This is a genomic window from Sorangium sp. So ce693 (assembly GCF_051521375.1).
GTDB lineage: Bacteria > Myxococcota_A > Polyangia > Polyangiales > Polyangiaceae > Sorangium > Sorangium atrum.
This window is the reverse complement of record NZ_CP150347.1, coordinates 11438542-11455069: the sequence shown is the minus strand read 5'-3', so window position 1 is coordinate 11455069 and position 16528 is coordinate 11438542. Positions and strand designations below refer to the sequence as shown.

General features: G+C 76.3%; 10 protein-coding genes. 5 read left to right on the top strand and 5 right to left on the bottom strand.

Features of this window, described 5'->3' with window-relative positions; all coding sequences use genetic code 11:
- Positions 1 to 48 precede the first annotated feature (48 nt).
- From WMF14_RS42685 to WMF14_RS42670, 4 genes are read left to right on the top strand one after another with little or no spacing between them, the layout of a single operon-like run.
- Positions 49 to 3057 (top strand): PEP/pyruvate-binding domain-containing protein, encoded by a 3009-nt coding sequence (locus WMF14_RS42685; RefSeq protein ID WP_437796231.1) that lies wholly within the window; start codon positions 49 to 51, stop codon positions 3055 to 3057.
- Positions 3054 to 4034: a pseudouridine synthase gene (locus WMF14_RS42680; RefSeq protein ID WP_437796230.1), complete on the top strand. Its 981-nt coding sequence runs from the start codon at positions 3054 to 3056 to the stop codon at positions 4032 to 4034. The genes WMF14_RS42685 and WMF14_RS42680 overlap by 4 nt, the downstream gene beginning before the upstream one ends.
- Positions 4031 to 4846 (top strand): hypothetical protein, encoded by an 816-nt coding sequence (locus tag WMF14_RS42675; RefSeq protein WP_437796229.1) that lies wholly within the window; start codon positions 4031 to 4033, stop codon positions 4844 to 4846. The genes WMF14_RS42680 and WMF14_RS42675 overlap by 4 nt, the downstream gene beginning before the upstream one ends.
- Positions 4847 to 4880: 34 nt before the next feature.
- The gene (locus WMF14_RS42670) at positions 4881 to 5558 is read left to right on the top strand and encodes a tetratricopeptide repeat protein (RefSeq protein WP_437796228.1); all 678 of its coding nucleotides are present in this window, start codon (positions 4881 to 4883) and stop codon (positions 5556 to 5558) included.
- 36 nt (positions 5559 to 5594) lie between these two features.
- On the opposite strand, the gene WMF14_RS42665 is transcribed toward WMF14_RS42670, so the two are convergent.
- The 5 genes from WMF14_RS42665 to WMF14_RS42645 form a co-directional block, all read right to left on the bottom strand.
- Positions 5595 to 6515: a 3-hydroxyacyl-CoA dehydrogenase family protein gene (locus tag WMF14_RS42665; protein WP_437796227.1), complete on the bottom strand. Its 921-nt coding sequence runs from the start codon at positions 6513 to 6515 to the stop codon at positions 5595 to 5597.
- Entirely contained in the window at positions 6512 to 7096 is a 585-nt protein-coding gene (locus WMF14_RS42660) for a hypothetical protein (RefSeq protein ID WP_437796226.1), read from the bottom strand. The genes WMF14_RS42665 and WMF14_RS42660 overlap by 4 nt, the downstream gene beginning before the upstream one ends.
- Before the next feature lie 51 nt (positions 7097 to 7147).
- Positions 7148 to 9619: an AAA family ATPase gene (locus tag WMF14_RS42655; RefSeq protein WP_437796225.1), complete on the bottom strand. Its 2472-nt coding sequence runs from the start codon at positions 9617 to 9619 to the stop codon at positions 7148 to 7150.
- A gap of 242 nt (positions 9620 to 9861) precedes the next feature.
- On the bottom strand, positions 9862 to 14481 hold the full coding sequence (locus WMF14_RS42650) for a VIT domain-containing protein (protein ID WP_437796224.1): 4620 nt from the start codon (positions 14479 to 14481) through the stop codon (positions 9862 to 9864).
- A gap of 5 nt (positions 14482 to 14486) precedes the next feature.
- Entirely contained in the window at positions 14487 to 15065 is a 579-nt protein-coding gene (locus WMF14_RS42645; protein ID WP_272102165.1) for an RNA polymerase sigma factor, read from the bottom strand.
- Positions 15066 to 15328: 263 nt separating this feature from the next.
- Here WMF14_RS42645 and WMF14_RS42640 point away from each other — a divergent pair, with 263 nt between their 5' ends.
- Positions 15329 to 16528, top strand: a complete 1200-nt coding sequence (locus WMF14_RS42640) for a S1C family serine protease (protein ID WP_437796223.1) — start codon at positions 15329 to 15331, stop codon at positions 16526 to 16528.

Here is a 16528-nt window from a genome sequence, read left to right as displayed (position 1 = left end):
AAGCCCCTGACCCAGGCCGCCGAACCGTGTTACTCCCTCGGCATCGACGTGGCCGATCCCACACGCACCGCCCGCGCCGACGGCGCGACCGACCCGCCCACCGTGCGCGAGTGGCTCAAGCCGCTCGAGAGCGCCGGCCTGCGCCGCCACACGAGCGCGAAGCGCGTCGGCGGCAAGGCGGCCTCGCTCGGGCGCCTGCTCCGCGACGGCTTCCCGGTGCCGCGCGGGTGGGTGCTCGACGCGCGGTGCTTCACGGAGCTCGTCGACCGGCAGCTGCCGCCGGGGCACGATCTCGCCACGCTGATCCGGCTCTCGGGCACGAGGGCGGGCGTCGACCGGGCGGCGCGCGCGCGCGACCGCATCCTGAGCGAGCCGCTGCCCGAGGCGCTCTCGACCGCGCTGCAGGCGCTCTGGCAGGCCGTCGAGCAGGAGGCGCCTTGGGGCCTCGCGGTGCGGTCCAGCGCCACGTGCGAGGACAGCGAGGAGACGTCGATGGCGGGGCTCGCGATGACCGTGCTCGGCGTGCGCGGCGAGGCCGGGCTCGACGCCGCGATCCGGCAGGTCTGGGCGAGCGCCTTCCTGCCGCGCGCGCTCGCGTATCTCGCGCACGCCGGCGTCCGCGACGTCGCGATGGGCGTCGTACTGCAGGTGATGGTGCGCGCCGAGGCCGCGGGCGTGCTGTTCACCGCGCCCCCGCCGGGGCTCGAGGGCGAGCACTGGCACGCCGGCGAGCGGCTCGTGAACGCAACGCTCGGGCTCGGCGCGCCGGTCGTCGACGGCGCCGCGGCGGCCGACACGATCCGGCTCGCGCGCGACGGCGGCAGGGTCGTCGCGTCGGCGGTGGCGCAGAAGCGGCGCGCGCTCGTCGTGGGCGCGGCAGGGCTCGAGGAGGTCCCGGTGCCCGAGGCGAGCGCCGAGCAGCCGGCGCTCGATGAGGCCGCGCTGCGGCAGCTCGCCGAGCTCGCCGAGCGGCTCGAGCAGGGCGGCAAGGGCCCGTTCGACGTGGAGTTCGCGGTCGAGGCGGTGCCGCCGGGCGCGGCGCTCGTGGTCGACGGGGAAGGGCCTTCCGGCCAGCCGGAGGGCGCCGCCGCGGAGGGCGCGCCCTCCGCGGTGGCGTCAGAGGCCGGCGAAGGCGCGCCCTCACCAGCGGCGGCGTCGGAGGCCGGCGAAGGCGCGCCCTCCTCGGTGGCGCGGCGCGTGTGGCTGCTCCAGGTGCGCCCGGTGAGCGGCGGCGGCTTCCCCGAGGGCGGCGACGCCGACACGATCTGGTCGCGCGCCAACGTGGGCGAGGCGCTCCCCGGGGCCGCGACGCCGCTCACCTGGTCGGTGGCGCGGGCGTTCTCCGACCGCGGCTTCCGCGAGGCCTTCGCCGCGCTCGGCTGCCGCGTGCCGCGGGGCGCGCGCCTCGTCGCCAACGTGCATGGGCGCTTCTACCTCAACCTCACGGCCTTCATGCGGATCGCGGCGCAGGTCCCGGGGCTCTCGCCGCGCGCGCTGCTCGGCATGAGCGGCGGGGCGAGCGAGGCGCTCATCGCGCGGCTCGCCGAGCAGAGCGAGGGCGTCTCGCGGCGCGGCTTCTATGCGCGGCTGCCGCTCACGGGGCCGCGGCTCCTCCTCCGGCAGGCGCGGCTCGAGCGCGAGGTGGCGGCCTACGAGGGCGAGGCGCTCTGGGCGCAGCGCGCCCTCTCCGAGCTCGACATGACGCTCCTGCCGGACGACGCCATCGGCACCACGCTCCGGAGCGTCTTCCTGCTGCTCGAGCGGACCGGCACGCGGATGCTGCACTGCGCGTCGGCGTCGCTCGCGAGCCACCTCGCGCTGTGCAAGGCGCTCGAGCGCATCGCGGGCCGCCGCGCCTCCGCGCGCTCCGCCTCCGGGGAGGCGCACCTCGACGCGCCGGCCGGGCGCGCGGAGACGAACGTCGAGCACCTGGCGCAGGTGCTCGCGGGCGGCGTGCGCGAGCTCGACAGCGCGGGGCCGGGCATCGAGCTCGCGCGGGTCGCCGAGCTCGTCCTGCAGGATCGGACGGCGCGCGAGCGGCTCCTCTCCGGCGGGGTCCTGTGGCCGCGCGACCTGCCCGAGGGGCCGGCGCGCGACGCGTACGCGCGGTTCCTCGACGCCTACGGCGATCGCGCCGTGCGCGAGGCGGAGCTCGCGACGCCGCGCTGGCGGGAGGACCCGTCGCCGGTCGTCGCGATGCTCACGGCGTCGCTGCGCGGGGCGCCGGGCGATCCGGAGCGCGCGCTGGCGCGCGCCCGGGCGCTCGCCGATCGGGAGATGGCGATGCTCGAGACGCGCGTGCCGCGGCTGGAGCTCGCGCTCCTGCGCGCGCTCGTCGGCCGCGCGCAGCGCTACGTGCGCCTGCGGGAGCGCATGCGCACGTGGGTGACGCGCGTGCTCGGCATGCTGCGCAGGGTCGCGCTCGACATCGACCGGCGCCTCCGGCGCCTCGATCCCTCGCTGGAGCCCGGCAGCGTCTTCTTCTGCACCTACGAGGAGCTCGTGACGGCGCTCTCCAGCGGCCGCGCCGACGTGGGCCACCTCGTCCGGCTGCGGCGCGCCGAGCACCTCCGCGACGCCGCGCGCCCCGATCCGCCGGCCACGTTCATCGGTCGGCCGCCGCCGGTCGTGCTGCCGCCCGCGTCCGGGGAGCGCCTGCTCGGGCTGCCCGCGAGCCCTGGGGTCGTCGAGGGGCGGGCCCGCGTGCTCGAGCCGGGCGCCTCGGCGCTCGACGCGGTGGCGCCGGGGGAGGTGCTGGTCGCGCGCACGACCGACGTCGGCCTCTCGCCGCTGTTCCTGGTGGCCGCCGCGGTCGTGACCGAGCTCGGCGGCCCCATGTCGCACGCCTCGATCGTCGCGCGGGAGTACGGCATCCCCGCGGTGGTGAACGTCCCCGGCGTGACGCTGGCGATCAAGACGGGCGATCGGCTCCGGATCGACGGCGATCGCGGCGTTGTCGAGCGCCTGGACGAGCGCGCCTCGCCGTCGTCGCCGGGCGTCGTCGCCGAGGGAGCTCCTGGCGGCGGCGCTGCGCCGCTCGCGGCGCCGCCCGGATGACGGCCGCGCGCTTCCGCGTCGGGCCCTCGGACGGCCCCACGGTGGCCGACGTCCTCGAGCGCGCGGGCAGCGCGTCGCGGGGCCTCGCGGGCGCTGCGGCGGAGGGGCGCGCGTTCCTGAACGGCCGGCGCGCGCGGCCCGGCGACGCGGTGGCGCTCGGCGACGAGCTCGCCGTGTGGCCAGCGCGGCGCGACGCGCCCGGGGCGCCGCCGGTGGAGGTGCTGGCGCGCTGGGGGGAGCTCCTCGTCGCGTCGAAGCCTGCGGCGCTGCCGACCGAGCCGGAGCGCCGGGGCACGCGGTCGCTGGTCACGGAGGTCGCGGAGCTGCTCGGGCTGCGCGACCTGCCGCACGCGGCCTCGCGGCTCGACGTCGGCGTGAGCGGCGCGGTGCTGTGCGCGACGGGCGCGCGGGGCCGGCGGCACCTGGCGGCGATGCGCGAGGCGGGGCGCATCGCGCGGGTCTACGTGGGCATCGCCGGGGGGCGCGTCGACGGGGCGGGCACGTGGGACGCCCCCATCGGCGCGGCGCGGGCGCGGGGCGGCCGCAGCCTGCCCGCGGTGGGCGGCGCGGACGCGAGGGACGCGGCGACGCGTTACCGCGCGGTCGCCTCGGCGGGCGGCGGCGCGGCGCCGGCCACGCTGCTGCGCCTGGATCCGGTGACGGGCCGCACGCACCAGCTCCGGGTGCACGCGGCGCACGCGGCGGCGCCGCTCCTTGGCGATCGCGACCATGGCGGGGCCCGGTCGGTGACCACGGCGAAGGGCCGGGTGATCGCGCTCTCGCGCGTCGCGCTGCACGCCTTGCGCGTCACGGTGCCGGACGAGTGCGGCGAGCTCTGCGCGGCGCTCTCGCCGGTGCCGGACGAGCTCCGCGAGCTCTGGGGGGCGCTCGACGGCGACGGCTCGGCGTGGGATGAGGTGCTCTCCGCGCTGCTCGAGGCGGCCCTGCCGCTCGATGCTCCTTCCGGTACCAGATGACCTCGCCTCGCCCTTTCACCCGCGCTGCCCTGGGGATCCTCGCTGGCCTTGCGCTCGCCGCCGCTGGCGTGGTCGCCGTGGCCGAGCCGGAGGCCCCGCCGGCGCGCGCCGGGTATGCGCCGGACCCTGCCGCGCGGCCGAGCGCGAAGCAGTGGGTCTTCGACGTGCACTATGCGAAGGGGAGGGGCTCGATCGTGCGGGTGCGACCGGTGGCGCTCGACCGACCTCTGGCGACGGCGCGTGTGATGGGCCGGTTCGCGATCGAGCTGTACGTTGGCCAGGAGCTGCTCGATCGGGTCCGCTTCGACGTGCCGCTGACGGGGGACGCGCCGGACCGGCCGCCGGGCGCCCTGCTCCGCCGTCCGACGTTCGACAGCGGCGTGACGACGCGGCTGCGCGTGCAGATGGCGGACAACCCGCGCGCGAGCTGGGCCAAGCTGGTGGACCGGAAGACGGGCGCGGAGGAGCGCTTCCCCTGGCCGCCGGAGCCGGACGGCCGCCTCGTGTCGCTGAGCGCGCAGGGCGGGGTGGCGGTCGACGGAGGCGCGCCGGGGGATGCGGGCAAGCTGCCGGCGGACGCCGGGGGATCGGGGGACGCGGGCTGGCCGGACGCTGGCCCCGATGGGGGCTTTCCGCCGGTGGACGCGGGGTGGCAAGACGCGGGCAGGCTGCCGGTGGACGCGGGGTGGCCGGATGCGGGCTGGCCGCCGGTGGACGCGGGGTGGCCGGACGCGGGCTGGCCGCCGGTGGATGCGGGGCGGCCTCCGGATGCCGGACCGCCGCCGGATCCGTTCAAGCCGCGGCGGAAGTAGCGCGCCCTGCCTGAGCTGCGGTACCTTGGCGGGCATGCAGGACCGCTCGCTCGCTGTCGTCGCATCGCTCGCTCTCGCTGTCGTCTTCTCCGCGGCGCCGGTCGCCGCCCAGCCGCCTGCGGGCAAGGAGAAGCCGCAGGCAGCCGCGCCTGAGCCGGCGGCGGCCGCGCCCGATGCTTCTCCTTCGCAGCGCAAAGATCCCAACGGGCACACCGGCATCAGCCCCTACACGGAGCAGGTCCTGAAGGGCCAGGCGTCGTTCGTGGCGCGCGACATCCCGGGCGCGATCGCGGGGTTCCAGGAGGCGATCAAGCAGGATTCCTCGAAGATGCTCGGCTTCTATCTGCTCGGCGAGGCGATGCTCGAGTCCGGCAACACGGCGGAGGCCGAGACGGCCTGGACGACGGCGCTCGGCAAGAAGGGGCCGGACGAGCTCCACGCCAAGGTGCTCTTCTGCCTCGCCGATCTGCGCGAGCGGTCGAAGAACTGGCAGGCGGCGAAGGAGGCGTGGGGGGCCTACAGCACGTACCTGACGAGCAACCCCAAGGCGACCGGCTACCCGGCGACCGCGGCGGAGCGGCAGAAGCAGCTCGACCGGCGCATGAAGGACGAGAAGGACTACGCCGCGGTCAAGGAGCGCATCGTCCAGCGCGAGGCCGAGCGCCAGAAGGAAGCCGAAGAGAACGCCAAGAAGGACAAGATGAACCGGTAGCGCGCCCTCGGCTGCGCGCGGCCCCTGCCGCGCTCCCTACCCGCGGCGCCAGCCGTCGCTGGGTTGGGCCCCCGCCTCCGTCCATCGATAGAACCCTTCCCCCGTCTTCTTCCCGAGCTTCCCCGCACGCACCATCTGCCGCAGGATCACCGGCGGCCGGAACTGCTCCCCCACCTCGCGGTGGAGGTGCTCCAGGATGGCGAGCCGCACGTCGAGCCCCACGAGATCCGTCAGCTTGAGCGGCCCCATCGGGTGCCGGTACCCGAGCTCCATCGCCCGATCGATGTCGACGGCCGACGCCACCCCGGCCTCCAGCATCCGCATCGCCTCTGCGCCGAGCGCCACGCCGAGCCGGCTCGTCGCGAAGCCGGGCGTGTCGTTCACCACGATCGGCGTCTTGTCCAGGCGCCTCGCCACCGAGAGCGCCGCCGTCACCGTCGCCTCGTCGGTCTCGAGCCCCCGCACCACCTCGAGCAGCTCCATCACCGGCGGCGGGTTGAAGAAGTGCAGGCCGATCGTGCGCCCGCCCGCGCCGAGCCGGCGCCCGAGCTCCGTGATGCTCAGGCTCGACGTGTTCGTGCCGAACAGCGCCCGCTCCGGCGCCGCCGCCTTCACCCGGCCGAGCACCTCCACCTTGAGATCCATCCGCTCGGGCACCGCCTCGATCACGAGATCGGCGTCCGCCGCAGCGCGCTCGAGATCCGGAGACGCCACGAGCATCCCGATCATCTCGCTGCGCGCCTCGTTGAGCATCTTGCCCTTCTGGACGAGGCGATCGGTCGCGCGCTTGATGTCCTCGATCGCCGCGCCGATCCGCGCGGCGTCGACGTCGTAGAGGCGCGTCACGTAGCCGGCGACCGCCGTGACCTGCGCGATCCCCTGGCCCATCGTGCCCGCGCCGAGCACAAGCACCGTGCGCATCCGCGCTGCGGCGGGGTCCACCACGATCTCGCTCACTTCGGCGGAGCCGGGGCGCCGTCCTTCTGCCGCGCATCCATGCGCTTGCGCACCAGCTCGACCTCCTGGGGCGTCAGCTTGCGCAGGTTCGCCGGCCCCGGCGCGGCGGTGCCCGCCGCGCGCTCGGCCCCCGCAGCGCGCAGGGCCTCCGCGGCCGGCCCCGCCTCGGGCCCCGTCGGCGCCGCCGGGCGCGCGCCAGGCTGAGCCGCCGGGCGAGCCTCGGCGGTCGCGGGGCGGGCGCCAGCCGGGGCCGGGCGAGCGCCGGCGGCAGCCGGGCGAGCCTCGGCGGCAGCCGGGCGTGCGCCCGCCGGCGCGGCCTGCCCCGCGGCGCCGTCGTCGCCGCTGCTCATCGCAAGAAAGGTGACGCCAGCCACCACGAAGACCGCGAGCCCCAGCGCAGGGACCCAGTTCGGGGTGGGCGGCTCGTCCGCCGGCAGCGCGCGGGCGGGCTCCCCGTCGAAGCCATGGTGATCGCTCACGTCGTGCGCCGGGGCCGCGTGAGCCTCGTGATGGGCCGTGCTCATGCGCGGACAGTTGCCGTACTTCGAAAGCGGCGTCGAGGGGGTTCCACGTCGTTCCACGCCCTTCCACGTCCCGCCCCACGCACCGCCGGCCAGAACGGCCGAGCGCGCTCAGCCCGCGAGGCTCCGGTGGCTGTCGAGCGCCGCGCGCTGATCCGCGAGATCGTCGCCGTAGACGGCCTCGATCGCCTCCGCCGCGAGGCGGTGCTGCCGCTCCGCCGTCTCCTTCGGCTGCATCCCGTACGCGGCGTCGCGGATCAGCACCGTGCAGAACTCGAAGCGGTGCTCCCCCATCCGCGACCAGATCCGCTGCGCCTCGCCGAAGCGCAGGTGATCCACGAGCGCCGAGGCGTCCGGGATCATCCGGGCGAGCACGCGCGTGTCGAACTCGCGCCCCAGCACCGCCGCGGAGATCACCGTCTGCCGCGTCCGCGGCTCGAGCCGCTCGAGCCGCGCGACGAGCAGGCTGTTCACGGTCCGCGGCGGCATGAACCGGCTCGATCGCGCGGCGTCGTGGGCCGACCCGTACCGCCCATCCTCCAGCCAGTACGCGAGGATCTCCTGCGCGAAGAACGGGTTCCCCCCCGCGGTCTGGCCGAGCAGCGACCCGAGCATCGTGGGGAGCGGGCCGCCGAAGAACGGCTCCGCGAGCGCGAGCAGCCGCTCCGCCGGGAGCGGCGCGATCTCGATCCCCTGCGACGGGATGCCGGCGTCGAGCGGGATGCGGGCGTCCACCCCCTCCCCCGAGGACACCCCAGGCCGCGCCGAGCAGATCACCGCCAGCGGCAAGTCCCTGCAGGCGGCCGTGATCGCGCGCACCGCGTCGAGCGAGGTCGGATCGGCCCACTGCGCGTCGTCGAGGTGCACCACCACCGGCTGCAGCGAGCTCTCCGCGACGAGCAGCGCGGCGAGCGCCCCGAGGGCCTCGTCGCGCCACCCGGCCTCGGTCGCGGCCTCCTGGCCGCGCAGCCTGAGCAGCCGCGCGAGCGCCTCGCGCGACCTGTCGATCCCGGCCCGCACCTCGGTCCAGCTCTCGGGCAGCCGCTCCAGGAGCAGCTCCAGCGCGAGATCGAGCCCCGCCTCCTTGGCGCGCTGGCCGAGCTCCGACGAGATCCCGAGGTACTCCTTGAGCGCGAACTCGAACGCGTAGAGCGGGGTCCTCAGCGTCTGATCGCAGCGGGCCTCGATCCACAGCAGCGGGCGCATGTCCATGAGCTGCGCGCGCTGGTGGCGGTAGCTGTGCACGAGGTAGCTCTTGCCGATGCCCGCCTCGCCGAGGATGTACACGACGCCCGCGGAGCGCCCGGCGAACAGGGGCTCGAGCGCCTGCGTGAGCCGCCCGAGCTCGACCTCGCGGCCGATGGGGCCGAGATCGTAGAACTCCTCCTGCACCGCGATGCGCCGCCGCTCGAGCGAGTAGACGAGGATCGGCAGGTCGAACCCGTCGAACCGGAAGATGTTCTCGGTCGACCACTGGTGGCTCGCCTCGCCCGCGCGGAACGCCCGCTCGTCCGCCCAGATCGACGACGGCGCCGCCTTCCGCGCGATCTGCGCGGCGAGGTGGATGGCGCGGCCGACGCACGCGAACTCGCGGCGGCCCACGGCGCCGAAGAAGCCGACGAGGCAGCGCGCGCGGGTGACGCCCACCGCGAGCCGGGGCACGCCGAGGCCGTTGCTCTTCAGCTCGAGCGCGAAGTCGAGGGCGCGATCGTGGTCGCTCTCGTGCGCGACGGGCGCGCCGAAGTAGAACTGCGCGCCGAAGCCGCGCTCCGTCACGGTCATGCCGGCGAATGTCGCGCCGTACATCGCCGAGATCTCGTGCAGCTGCTGGAGGAGCTCCGTCGGGCTCTCCACCCGATCGAGCGAGACGGACACCGTCGTCACCTCGCGGATCTCGCCCTCCGGCGCGAGATCGCCCGCGCCCGGCGGCAGGAACGCCTCGACGTCCGCGTCCGTCGGGGCCGACGCGATCGTCAGCGAGGGGGGCCCGCTCAGGAGATCGGCCTCGTCGAGGTCCGCCACGCTCTCCCGCGCGCTGGCCGCGGGGAGCCGCTCGCGGAAGCTGCGATCGAGGTGGAGCTCGCTGTCGTCCACCCCGCGGTCGGTCGCCTGGCAGGCCTCCATCGCGGGGCCGTAGATCAGGAAGTACGCGCGATCCGGGGCGATGCGCACGATCGTCCAGTGGACCGTGCCCCAGGCGAGCCCGATCCTGAACGGCGTCTGCGCGCCCCCGGCGCCCAGCGCGCGCCGCGCCGCGAGCTCCAGCAGGCTGCGCCGCATCGCGAGCGCCGCGCTGCGCGCGTGCCGGGTGACGTTGCGCCCCGGCCGATCGGGGAACAGCGCGGTGAACCCGCCGCCGGGCGACAGCGTCGCGACGAACCCGCCCGACTGGTGCACGGCCTCGAACAGCGGATCGAAGAACGAGCGCAGCGCCTCCGGATCGAGCGCCTGGCGCGCGATCATCTGCTCGGCGAGCTCCACGACCGCCGGCAGCGAGACGTGCAGGACAGCCGCGTCGACCGCGCCCGCGTATTGCCCTTCGGCGTCCTGTTCGAGGATGAAGTCCGGGACGAGCGGATTCATGTCGAAACTCTATCGGGTATCTCCGCCCGACACGAGCGCGGCGGGAGGGACGCTCGAGCCCCGGGCGAGCGCCCCCGGGCGTGCGCGGAAGAGACTGTTACGGAAGTGCGCCGCGAGGGTCGTTCAGGACATGTGAAGGGAGGGGTGCGCAGGAGAGAGCCTCCGCACGTGGGCGGAGGTCGGTCCGGTCGGTTTCGGCAGCTTCGTCGGTTTCGTCCGTTTCGTCGGTTCCGTGAGTTCCGTCAGAACGGCGGAGCCGACAGCCCGTCGACCGGCACCAGGCGGGAGGTGAAGAAGACGCGCACCGTGCCGAGCTCGAGGCGCGCGCCCTCGAGCGTGAAGGGCACCTTGCGGGTCTCTCCCGCGAGGCGCAGGGTCAGCTCGCCGCGCACGGGGCCCGGCGCGCTGGCCCCGGGGATGGGGGCGCCGGCGTCCTCCACGGCCGACGCGCGCGCGATCTCGACGATGTAGCTCCCCTTGGGGAGGCTCCGCAGCGCGAGGGACTCCGACCGCGTGCTCGTCGCGTCGCGCGAGCGCACACCCACCGACGGGAGGGTCGCGCCCATCCACGAGACGCGCCGCCCCTGCGCGTCGATGAGGGAGAGGTCGAGGTCGGCGCCGCCGGTCCACTCGGCGCTGAGCCGCACGTCGCCGGGCAGGTCGGCGGCCGGCGCCGCGTCCGGCTGCGCGAGCCGCCGGTCGATCTCCGCGCGGACGGCGGAGGTCGCGTCGAGGCGCAGCTGGCTCGCGAGCTCGCTCATGCCGCCCTCGCCGGCGCACCGGATCGCGGCGGCGACGAGCTTCGCGTCGGCGGGCGCGAGGTCCGCGAGCGCCACCCGGTGCTGGCACGCGAACGCGGGCCGCCCCGCGGCGTCCCAGAGCTCGGCGAGCCGCGTCTGGGTGGCCCGGTCGCCGGGGCGCACGTCGGCGAGGCCGCCGAGGATGCGCGCGGCGCGGTCGCGCTGGCCCTGCCGCGCCGCGAGGTCGGCGCGGGCGATGAGCGCGTCGGGATCGAGCGCGTCGCGCCCGCTCCAGCGCGCGGTCAGCTCCTGGGCCTCGCCGAGGCGGCCGGTCGTGGCGTAGAGCGCGTAGAGGCCCACCGTCCTGTCGCGGCTGTCCGGGGCCGCCGCGAGCGCCGCCTCGGCGGCCGCGGTCTTCGCGGCGCTCTCGGGCGCGAGCGTGTTCGTCGCGTCGAAGCTCACCTTGCGATCGAACACCCGGCGCATCGGGATCATCCGCCGCGGCCGCGGGCGCGACCACTCCTCGGCGGCGACGAGGTCGTCGCGCGATCTCCGGGCGCGGTCGTCCAGCGGCGGCGCCGGCTTCGGCTCCGCGGGCGCGGCGGCCGTCGGCGCCGGCGGGGGCGCCGGCATCTCGGCGTCGAGCGGGCCCGAGAGCGGATCGAACGACTTGTCGAACCGGCGCTGCGGCTTGGCGGGCGACGCCGGGCGGGCGCCGGCCGACGTGCGCGACTCCGCCTTCGCGGCCGGCGCGGCGTCCGGCCAGCCGGAGCCGCCGCCGCCCCTGCCGCTGCCCGACAGGCCAAGGCCCGCCCCGAGCGCGTCGCCCTTCTCCTCGGCGCCCTCGTCCGCCGCGTCGGGCTCTTCCCCCTCGGCGCTCGCGCTCACGCGCTCGGCCTGCTCCTCGCCCGTGAACGCGGAGGCGATGCCGTCGCGATCGAGGCCGAACGCCTTGAACATCGCCTCGCTCTCCAGGACGAGCAGCGAGGTGAACCGGCTCGCCACGGAGAAGCGCCGCGACAGCTCGATGATGGCGGGCTTCTGCGCGTCGCCGCCGCTCTCCTCGAGCTCCGCGATCTTCGCCGCGGCGTAGAGGCGCGGGACGAAGGCGTTGCCCGCGCTGGTCGTGGCGACGATGTTGACGGGGTAGGTCTGCTCGAAGCGCTCGCCCGAGACGCGGCCGCGGACGCGGATCGCGCCGGTGACGTCGGCCCCGGAGCTCATCCGGGCCACGACGAGCGCCTCGCCGCCGGCGCGGATCGGGTCGAGCCGCGCCGGCGTGACCTGGGTGAGGCCGGGGGGCAGCTCGATCTCGGGATCGCGCAGCGCGAGGCCGTACGCCGCGCCGAGGACCGACTGCGCCGCGCTCGCGACCTTCTGGCCGGGCACGTAGGGGACCATCACCCCGCCGCCGCCCCGCGCGAGCGCCCTGAGCGACGTGGTGTCCGCGTCGCTCCCGAGCGCGACCGCGACCACGGCGGCGGCGCCGTCCGCGGGGATCGCGCCGCGCACCGCGGCCTCGATGTGGGCGGGGCGCGTCGGGCCGACCGAGGGCGTGCCGTCGCCGAGGTAGATGATCCGGAGCTCCTTGCCGTCGAGCGGGCCGGCGGCCGCGCGCGCCGCGATCATCGCCGCGGCGAGATCGCTGCCGCCGTCGGGCTCGATGCCGCCGAGGAAGCGCTCGACCTCGCCCGCCGAGGCGGCGCCGGGGGCCATGGGGCGCGCGGCGCCGCCCTGGCCGGCGTCGCCGAGCGAGCGGCAGAGGGTGTCGCACGCGAGCACGACGACCTCGTCGCGCCGGTCCATCTCGCGGACGAGCGACGAGGCGAGCCGCGTCGCGCGGGCGAACCGCTCGCCGACCATGGATCGGCTCGAGTCGACGACGATCGCGTGGCGCCGCGAGGTCGACGCCTGCCACCGCGGGAGCCGGGGCCGGATCGCGATCGCGACGTACGGCGACGTGTCGCTCGCGATGGCCTGCGCCGCGGCGAGGGAGGCCACGTGCTCCGCGCCGTCGCGCTTCGACGTGCCGGCCGCGCCGCGCCACGGCGGAGATGCCGCGGGTGGCGTGGCCGGCGGCGGGGCGGGGGGCATCCGGTAGGCCCAGGCGGTGACGGGCCGGTCGCGATCGGGGAGCGCGTACTCGACCGTGAGGTCGCCGGCCGGCGTGAAGCCGCGGGCCTCCAGCGTGCGGCGGTCGGCCGCGCCGTCCGCGGGGGCGGCGGCGAGCTCGTAGCCGCGCGTCGCGACGCCGAACTCCCGGTCGTGGCCGAGCACCTGCACGTCGAGCGAGAAGTCGCCGATGTTCGTCGTGCCGCTCTGGTCGTGCGCGAGCGGGTAGGTGAAGCGCCGGACGCCGCCGGCCTGCTCGACGAGCTGCGTGTAGGTGAGCACGACGCGCCGCGAGCCGCGCTTCGGGATGGGGAAGATGCGCAGCTCGAACCGGCCGCCCCGCTGCCACTCGAGCAGCGCGGGGTCGCGCCACGGGCCGGGGACCCAGATGATCTCCTCGCGCGGCTTGGGCGCCTTGGGGGCGGCGTTCTGGATGACGCCGCGCCAGATCGCGGCCCCCCGATCGCGATCGACGAACGCGCCCTCGACCAGCTTGCCGTCCACCTCGAGCGCGAGCCGCTCGATCTGCGCGCCCGGCGGGAGCGGGAACCGGAAGATGCCCTCGAGCTCCTCGTCGGTGTCGTTGGCGAAGGTCTCGTCGATCTCCGTCCTGGCGACGACGTCGACGATCCGCACCTTGACGGCGTGCCTGGCGAGCCGGACGGCCCGCTCTTTTTCCTGCGTCGCGCCCGGCTTGCGCGCCCTGAGCTCGCCGAGGCCGCGGAGCGCCGGGGCGTCGGCCTCCTCGGCGGAGCGGTCGCTCCACTCGAGCGTGTCGGCGAGCGACGTCGCGCTCGCGACCTCCGGCGCGGCGCCCTTCGCGAGCGTCGCCTCCTCGCCAGCGCGCACCTCGACGGGCTCGCCACGCTCGCCGGTGACGCGCACCGCGCCGCGGGCCACCTCGACCGAGGCGCGCGCGGCGCCCGCGGTGATCGCGAGCTTGGTCCCGAGCACCTCGATCTGGCCGTGCGGCACCTCGATGCGCGCGGGCGGCGCGCCGGGGGCCGGGGTGACGTCGAGGACGACGGCGCCCTCGTCGACGCGTGCGCGGCGGCCGTCGCCTGCGATCCACACGCGGGAGCCGCGGTCGATGGCGAGCGCGGAGCCGTCCGCGAGCGACAGGTGGGCGCGCGTCCGCGCGTCGGTGCGCAGGGTCGCGCTCTCCGGGAGCGCGGCGCCCGCGGCGAGCGGCGCGCACGCGCCCGCGGCGTCGCACGCCTCGAGGCCGCCCGACTTGTCGGCCGACGCGCGGGACACCGAGGCGATCTTGCCGGACCATGGCGCCCCGGCCGCCGCGGCGACGGACGGCGCCGTTGTTTCGCCGCCGCGCCGCAGAGCAACCCCGACCGTTACCGCCGCCGCCGCGGCCAGGGCGGCGGCGGCGAAGGCCGAGCGCCGCCCGAAGGCCGTGCGGCGCGCCGCCGGCGCGGTTCGCTCCGGGATCGTGGAGCGCGGTCCGCCGGTGCGCGCCTCGGCCGCGCCGGATCGCGCTCCGGAAGTGTCGGATCGCGGCCTGAGCGTAGGGGAACGCCACTCGGGCGTGTCGGATCGCTGCTCGGCGATGTCCGATCGCCCTTCGGCGATGTCCGATCGCCCCTCGGCGATGTCGGATCGAGCGTCGGCCCTGTCGGAGCGTTGCTCGGCGATGTCCGATCGCCCTTCGGCGATGTCGGATCGCCCCTCGGTCACGCCGGAGCGCGCGCCTGTGGCGCCGTGTTGCTCCTCGGCCGCCACCTTCAGGATCGCGCCGCTCGTCGCGCCCTCCGAGGGGCGCGCCGCTTCGAGCCGCCGGAGCAGCGCCTCGGTGAAGCCGTCCGCCGGCCGGAAGTCCGCGCCGGCCGCCGCGGCCACCTCCGCGGCGCGCGCCGCGTCGTGGCGGAGATCGCGGCACGCGTCGCAGCCGGCGATGTGCTCGTACAGCGCAGGCCGCGCCGTCCCGTCGAGCACCTCCGCGAGCTGCTCCTCGACCGCGCCGCAAAGCCCAACCGAACCTGTCCCTGTCGCGCCCATCGCCCTCACTCCTCGCCCAGATCGGCCCTGAGCCGCGAAAGCGCGCGGCTCACCCGCTTCCGCGCCGCCGCCTCGTCGATCCCGCACGCGATGGCCACCTCCTTGAAGGAGAGGCCCGCCTCGAAGCGCAGCACCACCGCCTCGCGCTCGCTCGGCTTCAGCCGCGAGAGCGCGGCGCGGGCGCGCTCGGCCCGCTCGCGCTCCGCCGCGAGCTCGCTCGCGTCGGGCCGCGGCCGGGTGTCGTGGACGAGGCGCAGCCGCGCCTCGCGCCGCGCCCTGAGCTCCGTGTGCCGCCCGCAGAGGCGCCGCGCGATCCCGAAGAGCCAGGCCCGCACGCTCCCCTCGGCGCGGTACTGCGGGAACGCATCGAACGCCGCGAGCAGCGTCTCCTGCACCAGCTCCTCGCTCTCGGCCTGCGAGCCCGTGAACGCCATGCACAGCCGGCCCAGCGGCATGGCGTAGGCCTTCGCACACCGCGACAGCGCTTCCCGGAAGTCGCCTGTCCCGATCAGCCCCTCGATCGCGCGCGCCTCGTCGGCCCGCGCGTCGCCCTCCGACCCAACGAGCGCTAACCCCGCTGCCATCGCTGCCTCATCGCCAGCCATGTGCCCCCGTCCCCCGAGTTCGTGACCGGATTTTTTTTCGCCCCCGCCCCCGGCGGACTCCGGTGCCCGATCCCACAGTACAGGGCGGTCCGGCCTTTGCCTTTTGCAATGCGATCCGCGCCGCCGCAGAATCGGCCGTCGCCTCAGGAGCCGCGCTTATGAACGAGACAAGCCCGCCTGGTGTCACAAAGGCCGCCGCGCCCCGAGGCGCGGCGCCGAGCGATCCCGTTGACAGGTCGCGTGTGAAGCGATGGAGACGGTCGCTGGCGCTCGCCGCCGCCGTGTCCGCCGCCGCAGCGCTCGCCGCCCCCGCGGCGCTCGCGCAGGGCGCGCCGGGCGAGGCGCAGGTTCAGGGGGAAGGTGAAGCCCCGCCGGCCGGCAAGCGGGCGGTGCTCCCGACCCGGGTCAGCGCGGGCGGGAAGGAGAAGAAGGCGGCCGCCGCCGAGCCGAAGGGGGGCCCGGCCGAGAAGGACAAGGCGGAGCCGTCGGTGGAGGAGCGCGCCGCGCGCGGCGTGGTCGTCATCGAGCGCGGCGGGCAGGTCCTCGGCCTCGGCGCGGCGCTCGCCGGCGACGGGCGCATCCTGACGGCGCTCTCGCCGCTCGGCGCGGGCAACGACCTCACGGCGCGCCTCGCCGACGGGACCACCGTGCGGGTGAAGCTCGGCCACCACGACCGCGTGTGGGATCTCGCGCTGCTCGTGCCGCAGACCGGCAAGTGGGCCGAGGGGCTCACCGCCTCGTCGCGCGATCCGGTGCGGCCGGACGCGCAGATCCGCTCGTTCTCGGCGGCGCGCGGCAAGGTCGCGGCCACCTCGCTCGTGCTGCGATCGCACCGGACGCTGATCGGCGGCGACGACCGGCCGCTCGAGCGCGCGATCGAGCTCGGCTCGCGCGTCTCGCCGCTCGATCTGGGCGCGCCCATCATCGACGAGGACGGCCGCGTGGTCGCGATCCTGGGCCGCGGCTGCGCCCCGAACGAGGGCAAGCCGTGCACGCCCGTCGCGTTCGGCGTGCCGATCAGCGCGGTCAGAGCGTTCCTTCGCGCGGTGCCGCCGACGGCCGTGCCGCCTGCGGCGTGGCTCGGGATCCAGGGCGTCAGCGAGGCGGCGCCGGTCGCCAAGGGGGTCCGGGTCACCGTGGTGCACCCCGAGAGCCCTGCCGACGAGGCCCGCTTGACGGGCGGCGATCGCGCGGAGAGCGACATGATCCTCGCCGTCGACGGCGTGCCCGTCACGAGCCCCGACGCGCTCTCCGACGCGATCAGGACGCACGCGGTCGGCGAGAAGGTCCCGCTCACCTTGCTGAGCCGCGGGAAGTACCGGCAGGTCACGGTCGTGCTCCGCGCTGCCCCCGATCCGTCGGCCGCCGCGGCGAAGCGGCCGGAGGCCGAGCTCCCGCCGCCGAGCTCGGGCGGCAAGGCGACCGAGGAGTACCGCAAGTAG

Excerpts from the sequence above, each read along its gene's own strand:
- WMF14_RS42680 (WP_437796230.1), top strand. The coding sequence starts at position 3,054 with ATGACGGCCGCGCGCTTCCGCGTCGGGCCCTCGGACGGCCCCACGGTG.
- WMF14_RS42675 (WP_437796229.1), top strand. The coding sequence starts at position 4,031 with ATGACCTCGCCTCGCCCTTTCACCCGCGCTGCCCTGGGGATCCTCGCT.
- WMF14_RS42670 (WP_437796228.1), top strand. The coding sequence starts at position 4,881 with ATGCAGGACCGCTCGCTCGCTGTCGTCGCATCGCTCGCTCTCGCTGTC.
- WMF14_RS42655 (WP_437796225.1), bottom strand. The coding sequence starts at position 9,619 with ATGAATCCGCTCGTCCCGGACTTCATCCTCGAACAGGACGCCGAAGGG.
- WMF14_RS42650 (WP_437796224.1), bottom strand. The coding sequence starts at position 14,481 with ATGGGCGCGACAGGGACAGGTTCGGTTGGGCTTTGCGGCGCGGTCGAG.
- WMF14_RS42645 (WP_272102165.1), bottom strand. The coding sequence starts at position 15,065 with ATGGCAGCGGGGTTAGCGCTCGTTGGGTCGGAGGGCGACGCGCGGGCC.